An 18,621-nucleotide genomic window follows, 5' to 3' on the forward strand; every position below is an offset into this window, starting at 1 on the left:
TCCCGCACGCCACCGGCGACGACCCGGTCGTCACCGGCCACCGGGTCACCTTCGACGACGGCGCGCACGTCCGCACGATCCGCACCCGGGTCGCCCAGCACCTCGTCGGACGCACCAGGGAGCTGGACCTGCTGCTGGCCGCGGTCGCGGCCGGCCGGGACGTGCTGCTCGAGGGACCGCCGGGGACGTCGAAGTCGACGCTGCTGCGCTCGATCACGGCCGAGTGGGGCATCCCGCTGGTCTGCGTCGAGGGCAACGCCGACCTCACTCCCACCCGGCTCGTCGGGCACCACGACCCCGCCCGGGTGCTGCGCGAGAACTACTCCCCGGAGAACTTCGTGCCAGGCCCGCTGGTCGAGGCGATGCGCTCAGGCGGCTTCCTCTACGTGGAGGAGTTCAACCGGGCGCCGGAGGACACCCTGAACACGCTGCTCACAGCGATGGCCGAGCGGCGGATCGCGGTGCCCCGGGTCGGCACGGTCGAGGCGGAGGCCAGCTTCCGCGTCATCGCCTCGATGAACCCCTACGACACGATCGGCACCACCCGGCTGTCCACGTCCGTGCACGACCGGTTGTGCCGGCTGGTGATCGGTTACCAGGATGCCGAGGCCGAGCGGGGCATAGCCGGCCGCCGGACCGGGCTGGAGTCGCCGCGGCTCCTCGCGGACGCAGTGGCGCTCACCCGGGCGACCCGGGAGCGGGATGACCTGCGGCAGGGCAGCAGCGTGCGGGGCGCGATCGACCTCGCGCTGATCGCCGCCCAACTGGCCGCGATCCGCGACGTGCAGCTGCCGGCCGAACCGTCGGTCGCGCCGCCGCGTGGGCTGCCCGAGGAGTACACCGACATCGTCCTGGACGCGATGCTGCTGGCCCTGTCCGGGCGCGTGTTCCTCGACGAGACGCTGGAGACGACGCCGGAGACGGTGCTCCGGGAGATCTGGCAGGACCACTTCCTGCTCCACCCGGCGGCGGCGGAGCCTGGTTGAAGAGCCGTCGACGCCGACTCCCCGGTGACCCGCCGCGACCGCCCGGGCGCGAGCCGGACCCGGGGAATGCGACCACTCCGGCGCAGGCCCAAGCAGCTCACCGAGCAGCCGACGCTCTATGAGCCGTCCCGCGGCGAGGGCGGCATGGCGCTCGTCTCCGGCGACCGGCGGCGGACGCAGACGGCGGCGACCCGGGCCGGCGGGACCGCGTCCGGCACGACCGACGAACCGGCCGACCTCATCGCGCTGGCCGACCTGGCGACCGAGAGCGGGGCGGACCAGCTGACCCGGGCACGCGCGCGGCAGATCGCCCGCCGGCTCGCTGTGCCGCGCCCGCCGCGCGACCAGCGGTCCCGGCGCGGCGTGGGCGAGCTGGCCAGTCTGTCCTGGAGCGGGGGGTCCGACGAGCTGGACCTGGAGCGCACCCTCGAGGCGATCGTCGGCATCCCGTACCCGGAGGGCACCGACCTGGTGGTGCGCGAGCGGGTACGGCAGCGTCGCTCGGTCGTGCTCGTCGTGGACGTGTCGGGGTCGATGAAGGGCGAGCGGGTGCGGACGGCGGCGGCCACGGTGGGGGCGCTGGCCGGCGAGCTGGCCCGCGACTCGCTCGCCGTCGTCGCCTTCTGGTCCGACGCTGCGGTGTTGGTGCGGATGGGCGAGCAGGTCGCGCCGCTCGCCGTGCTCGACCTGTTGCTGCGGGTGCCGACCCAGGGGCTGACGAACGTGTCCTTCGCGCTGGATACCGCGGCCCATCAGCTGGAGGGCGTGCCGCCGCGTGACGCACGGGTGCTCCTGCTGTCGGACTGCGTGCACAACGCCGGACCCGACCCGCGGCTGACCGCTGCGCGGCTTCCGCGGCTGGACGTCCTGGTTGACACCTCCGGGGAGCAGGACGTCGAGCTCGGCCGCGACCTCGCCCGGCTGGGTCGCGGCCGGGCCAGGCTGGTCAGCGACCACCGGGACGTCGCTGCGGCGCTCTCCGCTGTCTTCAGTGATTGACCTGTGGGGATTCGTCACGCACTGCGCCCTCCCCCACCCTGTCCAGCAGTCTCCGCCTACGCCTCGAGGCGGCGTGGTCGAGCGGCATGCCCGCACCTTGCGCGTCCCGTCCGGAGGGACTGTCAGGCGCAGCCGCAGGAGCACGCGGCCACTGTGCAGGAAACGGCGACGGCGCGTGCTCCCCGGGCGGGGAACACGCGCCGTCGCCGGTCCTTCTCCTACTTAGGGTCGTGCTCCGTCGCCGCGGAGTCGAGCCCGACGACGTCGTCGGTCTTGGTGCCGACGTCGGCACCGGAGGCCGCGCCCTGGACGCCCGCCGCCACCGGCTGCATCGAGCGCAGCAGGATCTGGCTGACGTCGAGGACCTCGACGTGCTCGCCGGCCTCGCCGTTCTGCTTCTTCGACGTGAGGGCGTCGGAGAGCATCGTGATGCAGAACGGGCAGGCGGTGGAGATGACGTCGGGATCGAGCTCGAGCGCCTCCTCGGTGCGCTCGACGTTGATCCGCTTGCCGATCTTCTCCTCCATCCACATGCGCGCACCGCCGGCGCCGCAGCAGAAGCCGCGGTCCTTGCAGCGGTGCATCTCCTGCGTGGTGAGGCCCTCGACGGCGTCGAGGATCTCGCGCGGAGGCGTGTAGACCTTGTTGTGCCGGCCCAGGAAGCACGGGTCGTGGTAGGTCACCTTGCGGTCGATCGGGGTGACCGGGACGAGCCGGCCCTCCTCGATCAGCTGGCCGAGCAGCTGCGTGTGGTGGATGACCTCGTACTCGCCACCGACCTGCGGGTACTCCTTGCCCAGCGAGTTGAAGCAGTGCGGGCAGGTGGCCACGATCTTGCGGGTGCCGGGGACGCGGCCCTCGAAGACGCCGTTGAGGGTCTCGACGTTCTCCATGGCCAGCTGCTGGAAGACGAACTCGTTGCCCAGGCGGCGGGCCGGGTCACCGGAGCAGGTCTCCCCGTTGCCGAGGACGGCGAACTCGACGCCCGCGGTGTGCAGCAGCTCCGCGACGGCCTTGGTGACCTTCTTGGCGCGGTCGTCGACGGCGCCGGCGCAGCCGACCCAGAACAGGTACTCGACCTCGTGGGGCAGCGGGCCGTCGGCCATGCGCACCTCGAAGTCGAGCTCCTTGATCCAGTCCTCGCGGACGTTGCCGCCCATGCCCCAGGGGTTGCCGCGCTTCTCCAGGTTGGTCAGCATCACGCCGGCCTCGGAGGGGAAGTTCGACTCGATGAGCACCTGGTAGCGCCGCATGTCCTCGATGTGGTCGATGTGCTCGATGTCCACCGGGCACTGTTCGACGCAGGCGCCGCAGTTCGTGCAGCTCCACAGGACGTCGGGGTCGATGACCCCGCCCTCCTCGAGGGTGCCGACCAGCGGGCGGTGCGCCTGCGCGTCGTTGGTGCCCTCGATGCGGGCGTAGCCGCTGGCCCAGACCTGCTCGTCGCTGGGCTTGAGGATGTCGTAGTCCGGCGCCGTCTCCGACGCGGTCTTCTCACCGAGGAGGTAGGGGGCCTTCGCGTAGAGGTGATCGCGGAGGTCCATGATCACCATCTTCGGGCTGAGCGGCTTGCCCGTGTTCCACGCCGGGCACTGGCTCTGGCACCGCCCGCACTCGGTGCAGGTCGTGAAGTCCAGCATGCCCTTCCACGTGAAGTCCTCGATCTTCCCGCGGCCGAACACCGCGTCCTCGTCGGGATCCTCGAAGTCGATCGGCTTCCCACCCGAGGTCATCGCCGGCAGCGGGCCCAGGGCCGGCGCGCCACTGGCACCCTCCCGCTTGGCGTAGATGTTGAGGAACGCGCTGAACCGGTGCCACGCCACACCCATGTTCAGCACCCGGCTGATCACCACCAGCCAGGTCAGGCTGACCACGACCTTCACGAACGCCACGACGGTCAGCAGGTCCGGGCTGTCGGGCATCACGTTCGCCAGCGCGCCGGAGATCGGATGCGACCAGCCAGGCGCATCGGTCAGGCCCGAGGACACCTTCAGCGCACGGATCAGCAGGATGCAGATCCCGATGGTCAGGATGACCGCCTCGACGAAGTAGCCCCGGCCCTCGTTCGACCCGGCGAAGCGGCTCTTGCGGCCCTGCCGGCGCGGGTGGTCCCGCTGGCGCCGGTAGATCAGGTAGCCGATCCCGAGGATCGTGCCGGTGCCGATGATGTCCGCGAACAGGTTCCAGACGCCCCACTCACCGATCAGCGGGATGTGGAAAGCGGGGTTCCACACCTCACCGAACGCCTCCACCAGCGTCAGCACGAGGCCGTAGAACCCCATGAAGACGAACCAGTGCGCGACCCCGATCGAGGACCACTTCAGCATCCGGGTGTGACCCAGCGACTCGACCAGCGTCGTCTTCAGGCGGGTCCTCACCGGCCCCCACCGGGTGCCGTCGGGCTGGCCGGTGCGGATGATCCGCACCATCGCGCGGACGGCCCGGTAGGCCATCACCACCGAAACGAACAGGAACAGGACGCTGATCGTCCCCAGGACGACCTGCAGCGGGCCCGTCATCAATTCCTCCCCCGCACGCCTGACGGCGTCGGTTGACTCCCGTGCGCCGATCGGCGACGGCGAAACTCTGTGCGGTGTGCGCCTGGGGGCTCATCGCTCCGCGCCCCGGAACTCGCGCGCGAGAACGCGGCCTCGGCGATCACCCGGCGTCCCCTTCCTGAGGGCTGGCGCCGTTCGGACGGCTGCTGTCCGGCTCGCGCGAGGAGCTGGCCATCCGGATTGCCATGAAGCCGCTTCGCATACCCTCCACGCCGTCCTTCTCGTCGAGGGGAGGCAGCGACTCAGCCTGGTCGGGTCCCATTGCATCGAAGACCAGGGACACGTACCGGCGCCGGTCTGCCGGCGAGGCCGGGGGCGTGGAGAGACCGACGACGAGGATGCTGAGCACACGCGGGATGTCGTAGGGCTGCAGGTCCGCCCGGATCTCGTTCCTCTCCTGCGCGTGCCGCAGCAGGACGGCGAAGGGCTCCAGGAACTCCCTCAGCAGGTCGTCGGTCAGCACCGCGAAGTCAGCGGACGAGGCGATCAGTCCGCGCTCCCGGTCGAGTAGCTCCAGCAGTCGCTCGACGATCAGCAGGAACGACTGCCGGGCGCTGCCTTGGGCGCACGACTGACGAAGCAGGGGCAGGAGCTCGTCCCGCATGATCGATCGGTACACCGCCCGGGTCAGGCTCTCCCGGCCGGAGAAGTGGCGGTACAGGGTGGCGATCCCGACTCCGGCTTCGCTCGCGATCTCCTCCAGCGAACCCTGACCACCGGAGGCGAACACCTTGCGGGCGGCCGCGATCAACCGTTCGCTGTTCGCGAGGGCGTCTCGCCGCCGTGTACTCGCCGGCGGTGTCATGGCAGGGGATCCTCTCAGCCGACGCGAGCGGCACCCGCAGTACCGCTGGAGACCACCGGCTGCAGCCAGGGCCTTCCGTGCATACGATAGCTCCCTATCACTTCTGGTCTTCCACGGTGCCCTCATGGGAGCCGTGACGCACTGACCGGCTCTGGGGGCTGCGGTGTCGACATTGCTGTACAGGGTGGGGCGGGCGACGTATCGGCACCCGTTCCGTGTGGTCGCGGTGTGGGTGGTGCTGCTGGTCGCGCTCGTCGGCGCACTGGCCCTCAATCCCCCCAAGCTGAGCACGGAGTTCCGCATCGACGGGACACCGGCCCAGGAGGTGATCGACGAACTGGCCCGGGAACTCCCGGAAGTGAGCGGCGGTCAGGGTTCGCTGGTGTTCCAGGCGTCGTCCGGCGAGCGTCTCGACTCGGACCGGCTCGCCCCGGTGGTCGCCGAGGCCGTTCAGGGCGTCTACGGGATCGATCCGGTCGTGGATCCGGCCGAACTGACCGGAGCCCGAGAGCCAGGGGGCCCGCCCGCAGCCGGTTCCCCGGGCGACGTACCGCAGCCTCCCGGCGCGGCGGCTGTCGCGCCGGGGGCATTGGTCGTGGACGGCCGGCCGATCCCGGGCGTGATGGTGTCCGAGGACGGCCGCGTCGCGCTGTTCCAGTTCCAGTTCGAGGACCAGCTGTTCGAGCTCCCCCAGGGCACCGTGGCCGACACCGTCGCAGCGGCGGAGGCACCGGCGGAAGAAGCGGGGGTGGCCGTGCTTCCGGGCGCCACCCTGCAGGAGATCCCCGAGATCATCGGCATCGGGGAGATCGTCGGCCTCGCCGTGGCGGCCCTGGTCCTCGTCGTCACGCTCGGCTCCGTGGTTGCCGCCGGGCTGCCGCTGCTCACCGCCCTGGCCGGGGTCGGCGCGGGCATCGGCGGCGCCTTCGCGCTGGCCCACCTGTTCGAACTGAACTCCTTGTCCGTGGTCCTGGCGCTGATGCTGGGGCTCGCCGTAGGCATCGACTACGCCCTGTTCATCGTCAACCGGCAGCGGTGGCTCATCCTGACCCGCGGTCTGGACGCAGGAGAAGCCGCGGCCCGAGCCGTGGGCACCGCCGGAAGCGCCGTGTTCTTCGCCGGAACGACTGTCGTCATCGCGCTCACCGGGCTGTTGGTCGTGGGTATCGAACTGCTGACGGTGATGGCGCTCATCGCCGCCGCGACAGTCGCCATCGCCGTCGTGGTCGCCCTGACCCTGCTTCCGGCCCTGCTCGGCCTGGTCAGGGAACGCATCTGCTCACCTCGCGCCCGGGCACACCAGGCCCGGCCCGGCGACCGCTCCCGGAGCCCGGCGCGTCGCTGGGTCGGGCTCGTCGTGCGACACCGCTGGGCGGCCGTCCTCCTGGTCACCGGGGTCACCGCGCTGCTCGCCCTGCCGCTGTCCAGCATGCGGCTCGGGATGCCCTCGGCCGAGAGCTACGGCAGCGGCAGCGCACAGCGCGAAGGTTATGACGTGGTCGCCGAGGGCTTCGGCGAAGGCTTCAACGGGCCGCTGACCGTGGCCGTGCGGACCGCCGAGCCGGGCGCACCGATCGAGCCGCCGACTCTGGAGCAACTGGCGGCAGACCTCGACGCGCTCGAGGGCGTCCAGACGACCATGCCCGCCGGCGCCAGCCAGGACGGCACCATCGCGGTTCTGCAGGTCGTTCCGACCACGGGTCCGACCGACGAGGCGACCGAGGACCTGGTCGCGGAGATCCGCGACCGCTCGACGCAGTACGCGGGCGACCTCGGGGTCACCCTCGGCGTCACCGGCCTGACAGCCATCGGCATCGACATGTCCGAGCGACTGTCCGAGGTGCTGCCCCTCTACCTGGCGGTCGTCCTCGGCCTGTCGCTGATCGTGCTGCTCCTGGTGTTCCGGTCCGTCCTCGTCCCGATCAAGGCGACAGTCGGGTTCCTGCTCAGCATCCTGGCGACGTTCGGGGCGACGACGGCCGTCTTCCAGTGGGGCTGGCTCAACCAGGTGTTCGGGCTCGACAGCACCACCGTGGTGATGAGCGTGATCCCGATCATCGCGACCGGCGTGCTCTACGGGCTGGCGATGGACTACCAGATCTTCCTGGTCTCCTCGATCCGCGAGTCCCACGTCCACGGAAGTCACGGAGCCGACAGCGTCACCGACGGGTTCACCCAGGCGAGCCGCGTGGTGGTCGCTGCGGCGATCATCATGACTGCGGTCTTCGCCGGCTTCATCTTCAACGCCGACCCGACGGTCAAGCAGGTCGGCTTCGCGCTCGCCGTCGGCATCCTGATCGATGCGTTCCTGATCCGGCTCACCCTGGTCCCGGCGGTCATGGCCATGTTCGGCGACCGGGCCTGGTGGCTGCCCGCATGGCTCGACCGGCTCCTCCCCGACCTCGACGTCGAAGGTGAGAAGCTCCTCCAGCGGCTCGACGAAGAGCGCGGGGAGGTTCCCGCCGCCACGGATCAGCCTGGTCGGGAGCCGGCGTCGATCCCCGCGGGGGGAGGATCCCGATGACCCTCGCGCGGTGGGGACGACGGTTGATCACCGGATCCGCCGTAGCGTCGGCGACCCTCCCCTGGCTCGCCGACTGGAACCACGGCCACACCTTCGGTCCCGAGTACGGTCCGCACGCCCGGTGGCACGGGACCTCCGAGGTCCTCGGTGCGACGGCGGAGGGAGTCCTCGCCCTCTGGCTGCTCCGTGCCGCCGGCGACGAGCATCGGCCCGACGAGCGTCTGCTCGTCGCCGCCGCACTGCTGCCCATCGTCCGCTGGGCGCCGTTCAACCTCACGCTGCTGGTGCCCGGGACGTCCCCCTACGACCAGCACCGCATCCCGCAACGGGTCCTGGGCATGCCGGCCGCCCTGCTCAGCCAGGACCTCATCGCGGCCACCGCCGCCGCCGGGCTGCTTCTACGCCGCCTCGCCCGCCGGCGCCCGTAGGGCCGCGGGCGGCCGGCCGTCCGGCCGCTCGGCGAGCGCTCTGCAGGTTCAGCCGGCAGCAGGGTCCCCGTCGTGGAGGTGGTGGGAGAAGAAGCCGAGGATCCGCCGCCAGGCGTCCTCCGCGGATGGATGGTGGTAGCCGAAGCCGGCCACCCGCTCGAGGACGGCGAGTGGCCCGGCGTTGTGCCGGTTCATGAAGGAGTGGCCGGCCTGTGGGTACTCCTTGACGTCGTGGTCGACCGCGAGGCCGGTCAAGGCCTCGTCCAATCGCTCGGCCGCACCGGGCAGGGTCCTGTCGCGACCCCCGTAGCTGGCCACCACGGGGCACGCGCCCTGCAGCACGCGCTCGAGGTCCGATGGGATCTGCCCGTAGTTCGGGGCCGAGGCGTCGAAGCCGCGGGTGGCTGCGAGCAGGGCGAAGCCGCCCCCCATGCAGAAGCCGAGGATTCCCACGCTCCCAGTGCAGTCGGAGCGCCCCGTGAGCCAGGAACGGGCAGCCGCCAGATCGTCGAAGGCCGGACCTTCTCCACGGGCCAGCGTCCGGAACGTCGAGCGAAGGCAGCGGACAGCTCCCCCGGCGCTGAACAGGTCCGGCGCCAGGGCCAGGTAGCCGCCGGCCGCCAGGCGGTCGGCCTGCTGCCGGGTGTCGTCGGTGAGTCCGAAGGCCTCGTGCACCACCACGACGCCGGGCCACGGGCCCGTGCCGACCGGCGGTACGGCGAGATAGGCCTTCAACTGCGAGGCGCTCGCGGCCCCGCCGATCGTCGTCTCGGGCATCACGGCCTCCGGGGTCAAGTACCAGTCGATGAGCTGTGGGGCAGGCCCGGCGTCACATGGACGCCCGCAGTTCCTCGGCGGCCGCCTCCAGGAACTCCACGGCCTCCTCCTCCAGGCCGGGCAACCGGTCGGCCACCTCCGCCACGGCAGCGACCCGGTCCGACAGCGGGGTGTCGACTCTGGCAGACCGGCCCAGCCGGCTCCAGCCTTCGGCGCACCTGTCGTAGGCGAGGCCCGCCTGTTCGCTCGCCGCGCTCCCCGTCCGCCTGGCCACGTCATGGCAGCACTCGGCCTGCAGCCGACGGAACAGCCCACCCCCGGTGCCCGCCTTCTCGATGAACACGGGGAGGGCAGCCAGCGCGGACTCCAGGGTCACGTCGTCGAGGACCTGCGGCCAGCGGGCCAGGTCGTCGGCGAATCGGCGGATGCCGGCCAGCCCGGCTGCACTGATCGAGCCCGGCGGCAGGTCAGGGCGGTTCGCCAGCCCGGAACCCCCGCTGCGCATCCCGGCCCCCGCGGCGGCGAACGCGTCCGCAGCGGTGGAGCGCAGGTCCGGAAGCCGCTCCGGCCACTCCACGGCGAACGTCGCGTGCCGTGTGGGCGCCGGGAACCCCGTCGAGCGGCGCGCCCGGGCCAGCGCCGCGTAGGGCACCTCCTGGACGTCCTCGCGGTCGTTGTCGACGACGTAGGCGATCTCCCGCTCGTCGTCGTAGCCGACGATGACGACATCGTGCCGGCTCATCTGCAGCCGGACGCGGAGGTAAGGGAGCTCGGCGATGTCAGCCCACACCATGACGGGCCGGCCGGCGACCAGCTCGTCGCGGACCCACTGCCACCCCAGCGCCTCATCATCGGTACGCCGCAGGTCCACGCCGGCTCCGAGGCGACCGAGCAGGTCCACCTCCATGTCTCCTCCCCTGCCGACGAGGTAGACCGGCGGGGTCAGGCCCGGCACCCGCATGTACGAGAAGTGCAGTGCACCACCGAGGCCGAACACCAGGCCTTCCGCGGCCGCCTCCCCTCCCCAAGCAAGGCCGGCCCACTCCAGCAGATCCCGCAGGGCTCCGGATCCGCAGTGCCCGGCCATGCGGTGGGGGTAACCCTCCAGCAGCCGTCCCCCGGTCACGGTGCCACCCTCACCACGTCGCCGCCGCCACGAGCGAAGTGCTCCCGGCCGACGACGACGAAGACGGCGTTCGCTTCGACGACGAGCGCGCCCCCCTCGTCGGTGCCCTGCGCCCGGACGAACAGCTTCCTGCCCTCCCGGCGCTGTAGTCCGGCCTCGAGCAGATACGGGGTTCCGAGCAGCACCGGCGCCCGGTAACCGACCTCGAGATGGCGGGTGACAGCGGGCTCCCCGATCCGGTAGAGGAGGAAGCCGAACAGGTCGTCCAGCACCGTGGCGACCGCGCCACCGTGCGCGATGCCCGGCGCGCCGACATGCCGCTCGTCGAAGGCGTGCTCGGCGCGGACCGCGTCCCCTTCTCGCCAGACCTGCAGGTGGTGGCCGTGTGGGTTCTCCGGGCCACAGCCGAGGCAGCGTGGATGGTGCGGGGGCAGGTCTCGGGCATGGTCGTGCCCGGCGAACCCCCGCGCCCAGTCGCCGACCACCGAATTCACGTCGTCCACCACCACTGCCTCCTGTCGGACCCGTCTGATTGAGATTTCACGCGTGCACACTCCGGCCCGTGCGTCCCGGCGAGCCGGATGGGGGCAACTTCGGCGTCGCCGACCGGCGTGCTCAGCGGTGTACCGCCGCTTCTCCTCCGCCGTGCTGCTGCCGCAACACCGTCTTCAGCACCTTGCCGGTGGCGTTGCGCGGGAGCTCGGCGACGAACTCGACCCGCGTGGGGCACTTGAAGTGTGCGAGCCGTTCGCGGGCGTACGCGATCAGTTCCTCGGCCGTCGTCGCGGCGCCGTCCTGGAGCGCGACGACGGCCACCGGTGTCTCCCCCCAGCGGTCGTGGGGGACGCCGACGACAGCCACCTCGCGGACGGAATCATGCCGGTAGAGCACCTGCTCGGCCTCGATGGGGTACACGTTCTCGCCACCGGTGATGATCATGTCCTTCTTGCGGTCGACGAGCGTCATGAAGCCCTCGGGGTCCATGCGCCCGAGGTCGCCGGTGTGGAACCACCCACCGCGGAATGCCTCGGCCGTGGCCTCCGGTAGACCCCAGTAGCCGGCGAACACGTTGGGTCCGCGCAGCACGAGCTCTCCGACCTCCCCGGTGCGGACGTCCCTGTCGGCGTCATCGACGATGCGCGCCCGGACGTGGAACATCGGCCGGCCGATGGAACCCGCCTTCTCCTTGACGTGGTCGGCGTCCAGCACTGACACACCGGGCGCTGTCTCGGTCATCCCGAAGCCCTCCTGGAAGGGCAGTCCCTTCCCCTGGAAGAAGTCGATGACCGGCAGCGGGCACGGCGCTCCCCCGGACACTGCCAGCTCCAGCGACGACAGGTCGAAGTCGTCCAAACCGGGCACCGACATGAGCGCCGCCCACATCGCCGGGACCATGAACTGCACGGTGGTCCGCTCCCGGGACATGGCCTCCACGGTCCGGAGCGGATCGAACGACGGCAGCAGGACGTTGGTCCCGCCGACGTAGAGCAGCGGCAGCGTGTGGACACCCAGGCCACCGATGTGGAACATCGGCGCCACTGTCACCGTGACGTCGCTCTCGCGAAGCCCTCGGCCGAAGGAGAGACTGTTCACGACGTTCCACAGGTGGTTGTCGTGGGTCAGCATCGCCCCCTTGGGACGTCCCGTGGTCCCGGACGTGTACATCAGACAGGACAGGTCCCGACGGTCGACGTCGGTATCCACGGGCCGGGGATCGCCGCTGCTCAGCACCTGCTCGTAGTCGAGCTCCCCGTCCTCGGGCTCTCCGCCGACGACCAGGCGGGACCGGACCCGCACCCCGTCCGCGGTGACTGCTGCGCGCGCCACTGGCGCGAGGGGCGCCGAGTACACGAAGGTGTCCGACCCAGAGTCGACCAGGAGGTAGGCGACCTCCGCCGGCCCGAGCCGCACGTTCATGGGCACGAACACAGCCCCCAGCTTCGCGGTGGCCAGCATGGTCTCGAGGAACGCTGTGCTGTTGAGCAGGAGCCCGGCGACCCGGTCCCCTTGGCGGACCCCGAGCGCACGCAGCGCTCGGGCCAGCTGATCGATGTTCCTGTCCAGCTCGGCATAGGTGAGGCGCCGGTTTCCGTCCACCAGTGCGAGCCGGTCCCCGGACAGGAACGCCCTCGTGGCGACCCAGCCACCGATTCCCTCGTCCATGCGCCACCCTCTTCGTCGGGACAACAGTCCGTGACCCAGGTCACGGCAGCTTGGTCCAAACTTGACGGTGTCGTCAAGATGGAGCCCGCGGCCATCGGCGGAAGGGACGGAGCATGACCTCGGCAGGACCTGCGTCACCTCCGGCCACGGCGCGTGGCCGCCGCACCCGATCCGCACTGCTGACGGCCGGACGGCAGCTGTTCGAGGAGTGCGGGTTCTCCGCCGTGGGGATCGATGACATCGCCTTACGCGCGGGGGTCTCCCACGGCACGTTCTACACGTGGTTCGACTCCAAGGAGACGTTGCTCCGCGAGATCGTCAGCGAGGTCGCCGCAGAGGTCTTCTCGGCGACCTCGATCGGTACCCGCCTGCCGGCCAAAGCTGCGTACGCGCGCATCGAGGCCGCCAACCGGTCCTTCCTGCGTGCTGTCACCCGGCACTCCCGCATCCTCCGAGTGCTGGACTCGCTGGCGGACACCCAGGAGGACTTCCGACAGCTCCGCTCGGAGATGCGTGAGTCGTTCGTCCAGCGTGGGATGGAGGGCCTGATCCGGCTGCAGGAGCTGGGCCTGGCCGACCCGCTGCTGCCACCGCGGGCGACGGCCAGCGCGCTGGGCGCGATGGTGGAGTCCTTCGCCCACGTGTGGCAGGACCCGGTGGAAGAACTCGACGAAGCCGCCGCCGTCGACGTCCTCACCCGGTTGTGGGCGGGGGCGATAGGTCTGGCGCCGCCGGCCCGACCCGCCGGTGAAGGCACCGCCGAGAGCCCCGGCGCGGGCTGACCCTGCTGGGACCGCCGAGGGACCGCGCGGGGCGGCCCGGCCGGTCAGTGCTGCACCCAATGCCACGGCGTCTCGCGGCTGCGCCGCACCCGACCCCTGCTCTCCAGGAGAACCAGGTGCGCCAGGGTCTCGGCAACAGCCGCTCTGCGCATGAAACCCGAGATCTGCTGCCATGGCCGCGACCAGCTCAGCGCGGCGGTCAGCTCCCAGGTCGTGGGCGCCGTCGTCACAGCAGCGTGGATCTCCTGCAGTCGGGCGTCGTGGTGGCCCACCAGCGCCGACACGCGCGCCGCCAGACCGGCGAAGCGGTACTCGTGCCCGGGCAGCACCTCGTCCAGGTGGGAGTCCAGCGCCCCGACACGCGCCAGGGAATCGATGAAGTCGGCCAGCGGGTTGCCGCCCGACTGCGCGTGCACCCCGATGTTGGGTGTGATGCGGGGCAGGACGTGGTCGCCGGAGAAGAGGAGGCGACGACGGTGCTCGTGGAAGCACAGGTGCCCGGGCGAATGGCCGGGAGTGTGCACGGCACGCAGATCCCATCCAGGCAAGGGCAGCCGGTCACCGTCGCGGATGAGGCGGTCCGGTTCGGCCTGGCGGACGTAGTCGGCGATCTGCAGCGAGGCCCCGGACAGGACCCGGAGCTCGTCCTCGGGCACTCCGCAGTTCCGCAGCAGTGCGACCATGCCCTCCAGCAGGTCGGTGATGCCGGCCCCGTACCGGGCCGGCAGCAGCGCAGCGTCGTCGGGATGCAGCCCCACCCAGGCCCCTGACGCCTCACGGACCCGGCCCGCCAGGCCGTAGTGATCGGGATGGATGTGCGTCACCATGACGCCGCGGACGTCGGCGACCACGTACCCCGCCGTCGCCAGGCCCTGGGTGAGGGCTTGCCAGGCGTCGTCGGTGTCCCACCCGGCGTCGATCAGTGCCACCCCGTCATCGAGCTCGAGGGCGTAGACGAGGACGTAGCGCAGGGGGCTGTCGGGAATGGGCACCGGGATCGACCACAGCCCCTGCTGGACCCGCTCCACCGGCGGCAGTACGTTTTCGACCCACGCCCGTTGCTGCTTGACGCCGGTGACCCACAACGGGCCGGCGGACCCCGCGGTCACAGACCCATCCGCTTGCTGATGACCTCGTTCATGATCTCGTTCGCCCCGCCGCCGATGCCGAGTATCCGGGCGTCCCGGTAGTGCCGTTCGACCTCCGACTCCCGCATGTATCCCATGCCGCCGAAGATCTGCACCGCCTCGTCAACCACGAAGTCACAGGCGTAGACGGCGGTGTTCTTCGCCATCGACACCTCGGTGACGACGTCCTCCCCGGCCAGGTAGCGCTGCGCCACAGCTCGCGTGTAGGTGCGGGCGACGTCGACCTGACGCGCCATCTCGGCGAGCTTGTGCCGGATCACCTGTCGAGAGGAGAGCGGCCGCCCGAAGGTCTCCCGGTCCCGCGCCCACCCGAGGGCCAGGTCCAGGGCGCGGGCCGCGGTGGCGTAGGCCTGGACTGCCAGGCCGATCCGCTCGCTCTGGAACTGCTGCATGATCTGCACGAAGCCGGAGTTCTCTGTGCCCACCAGCTGCGCGGCCGGCACGCGGACGTCGGTGAAGGCCAGCTCGGCTGTGTCGCTGCACCGCCAGCCCATCTTGTCCAGCCGCCGGGAGACGCTGAACCCGGGCGTGTTCGTGTCGATGACGAGCAGCGAGACACCGCCGTGACCCGGTCCGCCGGTGCGCACAGCGGTGGTCACGAAGTCGGCGCGGACCCCGCTGGTGATGAAGGTCTTGGCTCCGTTGACCACGTACTCGTCGCCTTCGCGCACGGCCCGGGTGCGCAGATTTGCGACATCCGAGCCCCCGCCGGGCTCGGTCACCGCGAGCGAACCGATCAGCTCCCCGGCCAGCGTGGGTCGGACGTAGCGGTCGACCAGCTCGGCGCTGCCGTGGGCGGCGATGTGCGGCACGGCGATGCCGTGGGTGAACAGCGAGGCACAGACACCTGTGGACCCACCCCCGTGCAGGATCTCCTCGGTCATGACCGCCGAGTCGATCGCGTTGCCGCCGCTGCCGCCCACCTCTTCGGCGAACCCGACGCCGAGCAGGCCCGCGCCGGCCGCCTTACGGTGCAGATCGCGCGGCAGCTCGCCATCCCGTTCCCACTCGGCCATGTTCGGAGCGATCTCCCGGGCCACGAAGTCGCGGGCGAGCCGGCGGAGGGCCACCCGCTCGGGCGTGCTCCATGGGTCGGGGGCGTGCGCGGTGACGTCGGTAGGGCTCATGACTGCTCTCCTCCGGTCGGTCCTCCCGCAGCTGGTACACAGGCGGCCGCGTGCATGTCGAGCAGGGCCGCGATGCACCCTCCGCGCCTCGAACGACGTGAGCCACTACGACACCTCAAGCAGGTCGTAGGGACGGCCACGGAGGACTTGACGTCACCGTCAGGTTAGTCGTCCGTGGATGTGGCGCACAACACCCGCATCGTTCGCGCCGGCCATTCCGACAGCGGACTCGCAGCGCCGAGAGGCTCCGGTTGCGCTGGCTGCAGCGGTGGCGGATGTCGGCTCCACTACGCGCGATCCACCACGTCCTGCGGGAGCGGGAGTACCGCCAGATCGCCCACCAGTGCGGTAGGGAGAACGCATGACGCACAGATTGCTCGTCCAGTACGGCCGTCCGACGGACCCTTCTGCGTTCGACCAGCACTACCGCGACGTCCACGTCCCGCTCGCACGGAAGATCCCCGGCGTGGTGCGCTTCGACATCGGCCACGCCAACGCTCTGGACGGCGACACCGCGCCGTACCTGGTTGCCGTGCTCGACTTCGCCTCCGCCGAGGCGTTCGCTTCCGGCATGGGGTCCCCCGAGGGCACGGCCGCCGCCGGCGACGTGCCGAACTTCGCCACCGGCGGCGCGAGCATGAGCCACTACGACATAGAGGACTTCACTCCCTGAGCTGCCGGGTGCCGTCCTCCGGTGCGACGGGGGACGGCACCCGCGTCGGTCCAGGGGACTGCGCTCCCTCGACCGATTTCCCATTGCCGGCGGGCGCGGGAGGCGGCGGCGGCTCTACCGTCGCACCGGTGGGGGGGGCTCCGGTGCCGGGTCCCGGGGGCGAGCGGGGCCGCGACGCGGGCCCCTGCTCGTCGCCACCGCCTCCGGCACGGTGCTGAACCCGCTCAATTCCTCGCTGATCGCCGTCGCCCTGATCCAGCTGGCGGAGGACTTCGAGCTGTTGTTCGCCTGCGTCTCCTGGATGATCTCGCTGTTCCACCTGACCAGCGCGGTGGCCCAGCCGGTCTCCGGCCGGCTCGGAGACGTGTTCGGGCCACGCCGACTGTTCCTCGCGGGGCTCGCGCCGGTCGGCCTGGCCAGCCCGCGGCGCCGCTCTCCCCCGAACTTCGCCACGCTCCTGGCCATCCGGGCGGTCCAGGCGCTGGGCAGCTCCGCGATCTACCCCCTCCGGCATGGCGATCATCCGCCGGCTGGTCGTGGAGGGCCGGGCCCGCGCGCTGGCCGTCGATCAGCCCGGCGTTGGGGCGGTCGTGCAGGTCGCGGGTCGCCGTCCACGGTGACCGGGCCGTCGGCGAGGGCGGCCACCGGGGGGAGGAACCGCAGCACCGTGCCGGCCAGCCCGGCGTCGACCGTGACCGGACCGCTGAGCGTTCCGGGTGCGACCAGCCAGTCGCTGCCGTCGACGTCGTCGATGCCGACTCAGAGTGCGCCCAGGCCTGCGGCCATGAGGTCGGTGTCGCGCGCCCTGAGGGGGTGCACGAGCCGACTGGGGCCGTCCGCCAGCGCGGCGAGCACGAGTGCCCGGGCGGTCAGCGACTTCGACCCGGGCAGGGACACGACGGCGTCGACCGGAGCAGGGTGGTGCGGCGCGGGCCAGACGTCTCTCACGAGGTCAGTCTGCCCGCCCGCGCCGCACCTCCCCGCACGTGCTCAGCCGGCCTGCGGCTTCTCGGTCTTCTTGACCGGGACCGTGCGGAGCAGCCGCCGGTTGGCGAACTCGAACATGGCCAGCTCGGAGAGCTCGCGGCCGTAGCCGGACCGCTTGACGCCACCGAAGGGCAGCTCCGGGGAGGAGCCGGTGGGCTGGTTGATCCAGACCATGCCTGCCTCCAGCCGCTCGGCCACCGACCGCGCCTCCTCGGGGTTGCTGCCCATGACGGTTGCACCCAGGCCGAAGTCGCTGTCGTTGGCCAGCGCGACCGCCTCGTCGGCGTTCTTCACCTTGTAGACGACGGCCGCGGGACCGAAGAGCTCCTCGCGGTAGGCCCGCATGTCGGGAGTGACGTCGGTGAGGATCGTCGCCGACACGAACGCGCCGGCGTGATCGGGGCGCTGGCCGCCCGCGACGACGGTGGCGCCCTTGTCGATGGCGTCCTGGATCTGCGCCTGCAGGTCCGCGGCCGCCTTCTCGCTCGACAGTGGCGCGAGCGACGTCGCCGGGTCGGCCGGGTCGCCGGGGGCGAAGATGCCGAATGCCTGCTTCAGGCCCTCGACGAAGGGCTCGTAGGCGTCCTCGGTGACGATCAGCCGCTTGGAGGCGGTGCAGGCCTGCCCGGTGTTACCCATGCGCCCGGCGGTGGCCGCCTTGACGGTCGCCTCCAGGTTCTCACCGTCGAGGACGATGAACGGGTCGCTGCCGCCGAGCTCCAGCACGGACTTCTTGAGGTGCTTGCCGGCCAGGGCGGCGACCGACGAGCCGGCCCGCTCGCTGCCGGTCAGCGTCACGCCCTGGATGCGGGGGTCGGCGATGACCTGCTCGACGTCCTCGATCTTGAGGAAGGTGTTGATGAGCGCGCCCTCGGGGGCGCCGGCGTCACGGAACAGCTGCTCGATCGCCACGGCGCACTGCGGGGTGATCTCCGAGTGCTTGAGGATGACGGTGTTGCCCAGCACCAGGTTCGGGCCGGCGACGCGGACGACCTGGTAGAAGGGGAAGTTCCACGGCTCGATGGCCAGGAGCACGCCGACGGGGCGCGTCTCGATGACGGCCTCTCCGCCGCCCATCATCGGCTCGATCGAGGTCGGCTCGAGGAACTTCGGGCCGTTGCCGGCGTAGTACTTCAGGATCATCGAGCAGAGGAAGAGCTCGCCGACGGCCTCGTCCCGGCGCTTGCCCATCTCCTTGGTGATGAGGGCGGCGAAGTCCATGACGCGCTCGTCGAGCAGCTCGGCGGCCTTCTGGACAACGGCCGCGCGCTCCTCGACCGAGCGGTCGCGCCACTCCAGGTACGCGGTGTGCGCCTGGCCGATGATGCCGTCGATCTCCGACGTCTCGGTGAAGGGGTACTCCTTCTCCGTCTCGCCGGTGAACGGGTTGACGGTCGCGTAGCGCCGCTCGGCGCTGTCGCTGGCGGTGGTGGGGGCGTTCTGCGTAGCGGTCACGCGGTGATCCTCGTCTCTGGGGGGCTTGTTCCGCCTAGGCCTACCCCACGAGTGCCCGGCTGTCACGGGGCGGCCCGCTGTCA

The 18,621-nt window shown here is 71.1% G+C and carries 16 protein-coding genes and 1 pseudogene; 7 read left to right on the forward strand and 10 right to left on the reverse strand.

Going from position 1 to position 18,621, the window contains the following annotated elements; all coding sequences use genetic code 11:
• Positions 1 to 77: 77 nt before the first annotated feature.
• A complete protein-coding gene (locus BN344_RS15155) occupies positions 78 to 986 on the forward strand; it encodes an AAA family ATPase (protein WP_040339436.1) in 909 nt (302 codons plus the stop codon).
• 66 nt (positions 987 to 1,052) lie between these two features.
• Complete coding sequence (locus BN344_RS15160; RefSeq protein WP_051515986.1) at positions 1,053 to 1,985, forward strand: vWA domain-containing protein; 933 nt, start codon at positions 1,053 to 1,055, stop codon at positions 1,983 to 1,985.
• A gap of 218 nt (positions 1,986 to 2,203) precedes the next feature.
• Here BN344_RS15160 and BN344_RS15165 read toward each other — a convergent pair whose 3' ends face one another.
• Positions 2,204 to 4,504 carry a (Fe-S)-binding protein gene (locus tag BN344_RS15165; RefSeq protein ID WP_040339438.1) on the reverse strand — a complete coding sequence of 767 codons (2,301 nt, stop codon included), beginning with the start codon at positions 4,502 to 4,504 and terminating at the stop codon, positions 2,204 to 2,206.
• 139 nt (positions 4,505 to 4,643) lie between these two features.
• On the reverse strand, positions 4,644 to 5,348 hold the full coding sequence (locus BN344_RS15170) for a TetR/AcrR family transcriptional regulator (RefSeq protein ID WP_051515987.1): 705 nt from the start codon (positions 5,346 to 5,348) through the stop codon (positions 4,644 to 4,646).
• A 226-nt stretch (positions 5,349 to 5,574) separates the two neighbouring features.
• On the opposite strand from BN344_RS15170, the gene BN344_RS15175 reads away from it, so the two are divergent.
• Together BN344_RS15175 and BN344_RS15180 are read left to right on the forward strand one after the other, a co-directional pair.
• Positions 5,575 to 7,872 (forward strand): MMPL family transporter, encoded by a 2,298-nt coding sequence (locus BN344_RS15175; RefSeq protein WP_197022343.1) that lies wholly within the window; start codon positions 5,575 to 5,577, stop codon positions 7,870 to 7,872.
• Complete coding sequence (locus tag BN344_RS15180; protein WP_137161230.1) at positions 7,869 to 8,300, forward strand: hypothetical protein; 432 nt, start codon at positions 7,869 to 7,871, stop codon at positions 8,298 to 8,300. Before BN344_RS15175 ends, BN344_RS15180 begins: the two co-directional genes overlap by 4 nt.
• Before the next feature lie 48 nt (positions 8,301 to 8,348).
• On the opposite strand, the gene BN344_RS15185 is transcribed toward BN344_RS15180, so the two are convergent.
• The 4 genes from BN344_RS15185 to BN344_RS15200 all read right to left on the reverse strand — a co-directional run bounded on the left by BN344_RS15185 (position 8,349) and on the right by BN344_RS15200 (position 12,366).
• Positions 8,349 to 9,077: a dienelactone hydrolase family protein gene (locus BN344_RS15185; protein ID WP_051515988.1), complete on the reverse strand. Its 729-nt coding sequence runs from the start codon at positions 9,075 to 9,077 to the stop codon at positions 8,349 to 8,351.
• Between the two features lie 52 nt (positions 9,078 to 9,129).
• Positions 9,130 to 10,203 (reverse strand): BtrH N-terminal domain-containing protein, encoded by a 1,074-nt coding sequence (locus BN344_RS15190; RefSeq protein WP_040339441.1) that lies wholly within the window; start codon positions 10,201 to 10,203, stop codon positions 9,130 to 9,132.
• On the reverse strand, positions 10,200 to 10,706 hold the full coding sequence (locus tag BN344_RS15195; RefSeq protein ID WP_170977905.1) for a PaaI family thioesterase: 507 nt from the start codon (positions 10,704 to 10,706) through the stop codon (positions 10,200 to 10,202). The genes BN344_RS15190 and BN344_RS15195 overlap by 4 nt, the downstream gene beginning before the upstream one ends.
• 112 nt (positions 10,707 to 10,818) lie before the next feature.
• On the reverse strand, positions 10,819 to 12,366 hold the full coding sequence (locus tag BN344_RS15200; RefSeq protein ID WP_040339443.1) for an acyl-CoA synthetase: 1,548 nt from the start codon (positions 12,364 to 12,366) through the stop codon (positions 10,819 to 10,821).
• A 113-nt stretch (positions 12,367 to 12,479) separates the two neighbouring features.
• Here BN344_RS15200 and BN344_RS15205 point away from each other — a divergent pair, with 113 nt between their 5' ends.
• Positions 12,480 to 13,148, forward strand: coding sequence for a TetR/AcrR family transcriptional regulator (locus BN344_RS15205; RefSeq protein ID WP_081788669.1), 669 nt, complete (start codon positions 12,480 to 12,482; stop codon positions 13,146 to 13,148).
• A gap of 44 nt (positions 13,149 to 13,192) precedes the next feature.
• Here the strand turns inward: BN344_RS15205 and BN344_RS15210 are convergent, their stop codons facing one another.
• Together BN344_RS15210 and BN344_RS15215 are read right to left on the reverse strand one after the other, a co-directional pair.
• On the reverse strand, positions 13,193 to 14,257 hold the full coding sequence (locus BN344_RS15210; protein WP_197022344.1) for an MBL fold metallo-hydrolase: 1,065 nt from the start codon (positions 14,255 to 14,257) through the stop codon (positions 13,193 to 13,195).
• Positions 14,254 to 15,423, reverse strand: a complete 1,170-nt coding sequence (locus BN344_RS15215; RefSeq protein ID WP_040339444.1) for an acyl-CoA dehydrogenase family protein — start codon at positions 15,421 to 15,423, stop codon at positions 14,254 to 14,256. Before BN344_RS15215 ends, BN344_RS15210 begins: the two co-directional genes overlap by 4 nt.
• A gap of 361 nt (positions 15,424 to 15,784) precedes the next feature.
• On the opposite strand from BN344_RS15215, the gene BN344_RS15220 reads away from it, so the two are divergent.
• Both BN344_RS15220 and BN344_RS21225 read left to right on the forward strand, forming a co-directional pair.
• A complete protein-coding gene (locus BN344_RS15220) occupies positions 15,785 to 16,096 on the forward strand; it encodes an EthD family reductase (protein ID WP_040339445.1) in 312 nt (103 codons plus the stop codon).
• Positions 16,097 to 16,307: 211 nt separating this feature from the next.
• Positions 16,308 to 16,544: pseudogene (locus tag BN344_RS21225) on the forward strand (MFS transporter); the annotation flags it as partial.
• A 311-nt stretch (positions 16,545 to 16,855) separates the two neighbouring features.
• Here BN344_RS21225 and BN344_RS20795 read toward each other — a convergent pair.
• Together BN344_RS20795 and BN344_RS15235 are read right to left on the reverse strand one after the other, a co-directional pair.
• Positions 16,856 to 17,044, reverse strand: a complete 189-nt coding sequence (locus BN344_RS20795) for a hypothetical protein (RefSeq protein WP_040339447.1) — start codon at positions 17,042 to 17,044, stop codon at positions 16,856 to 16,858.
• 42 nt (positions 17,045 to 17,086) lie between these two features.
• Positions 17,087 to 18,538 (reverse strand): NAD-dependent succinate-semialdehyde dehydrogenase, encoded by a 1,452-nt coding sequence (locus BN344_RS15235; protein ID WP_040339448.1) that lies wholly within the window; start codon positions 18,536 to 18,538, stop codon positions 17,087 to 17,089.
• Between the last annotated feature and the right edge of the window lie 83 nt (positions 18,539 to 18,621).

The sequence above is a fragment of the Candidatus Blastococcus massiliensis AP3 genome, assembly GCF_000582785.1.
Classification (GTDB): Bacteria; Actinomycetota; Actinomycetes; order Mycobacteriales; family Geodermatophilaceae; genus Blastococcus; species Blastococcus massiliensis.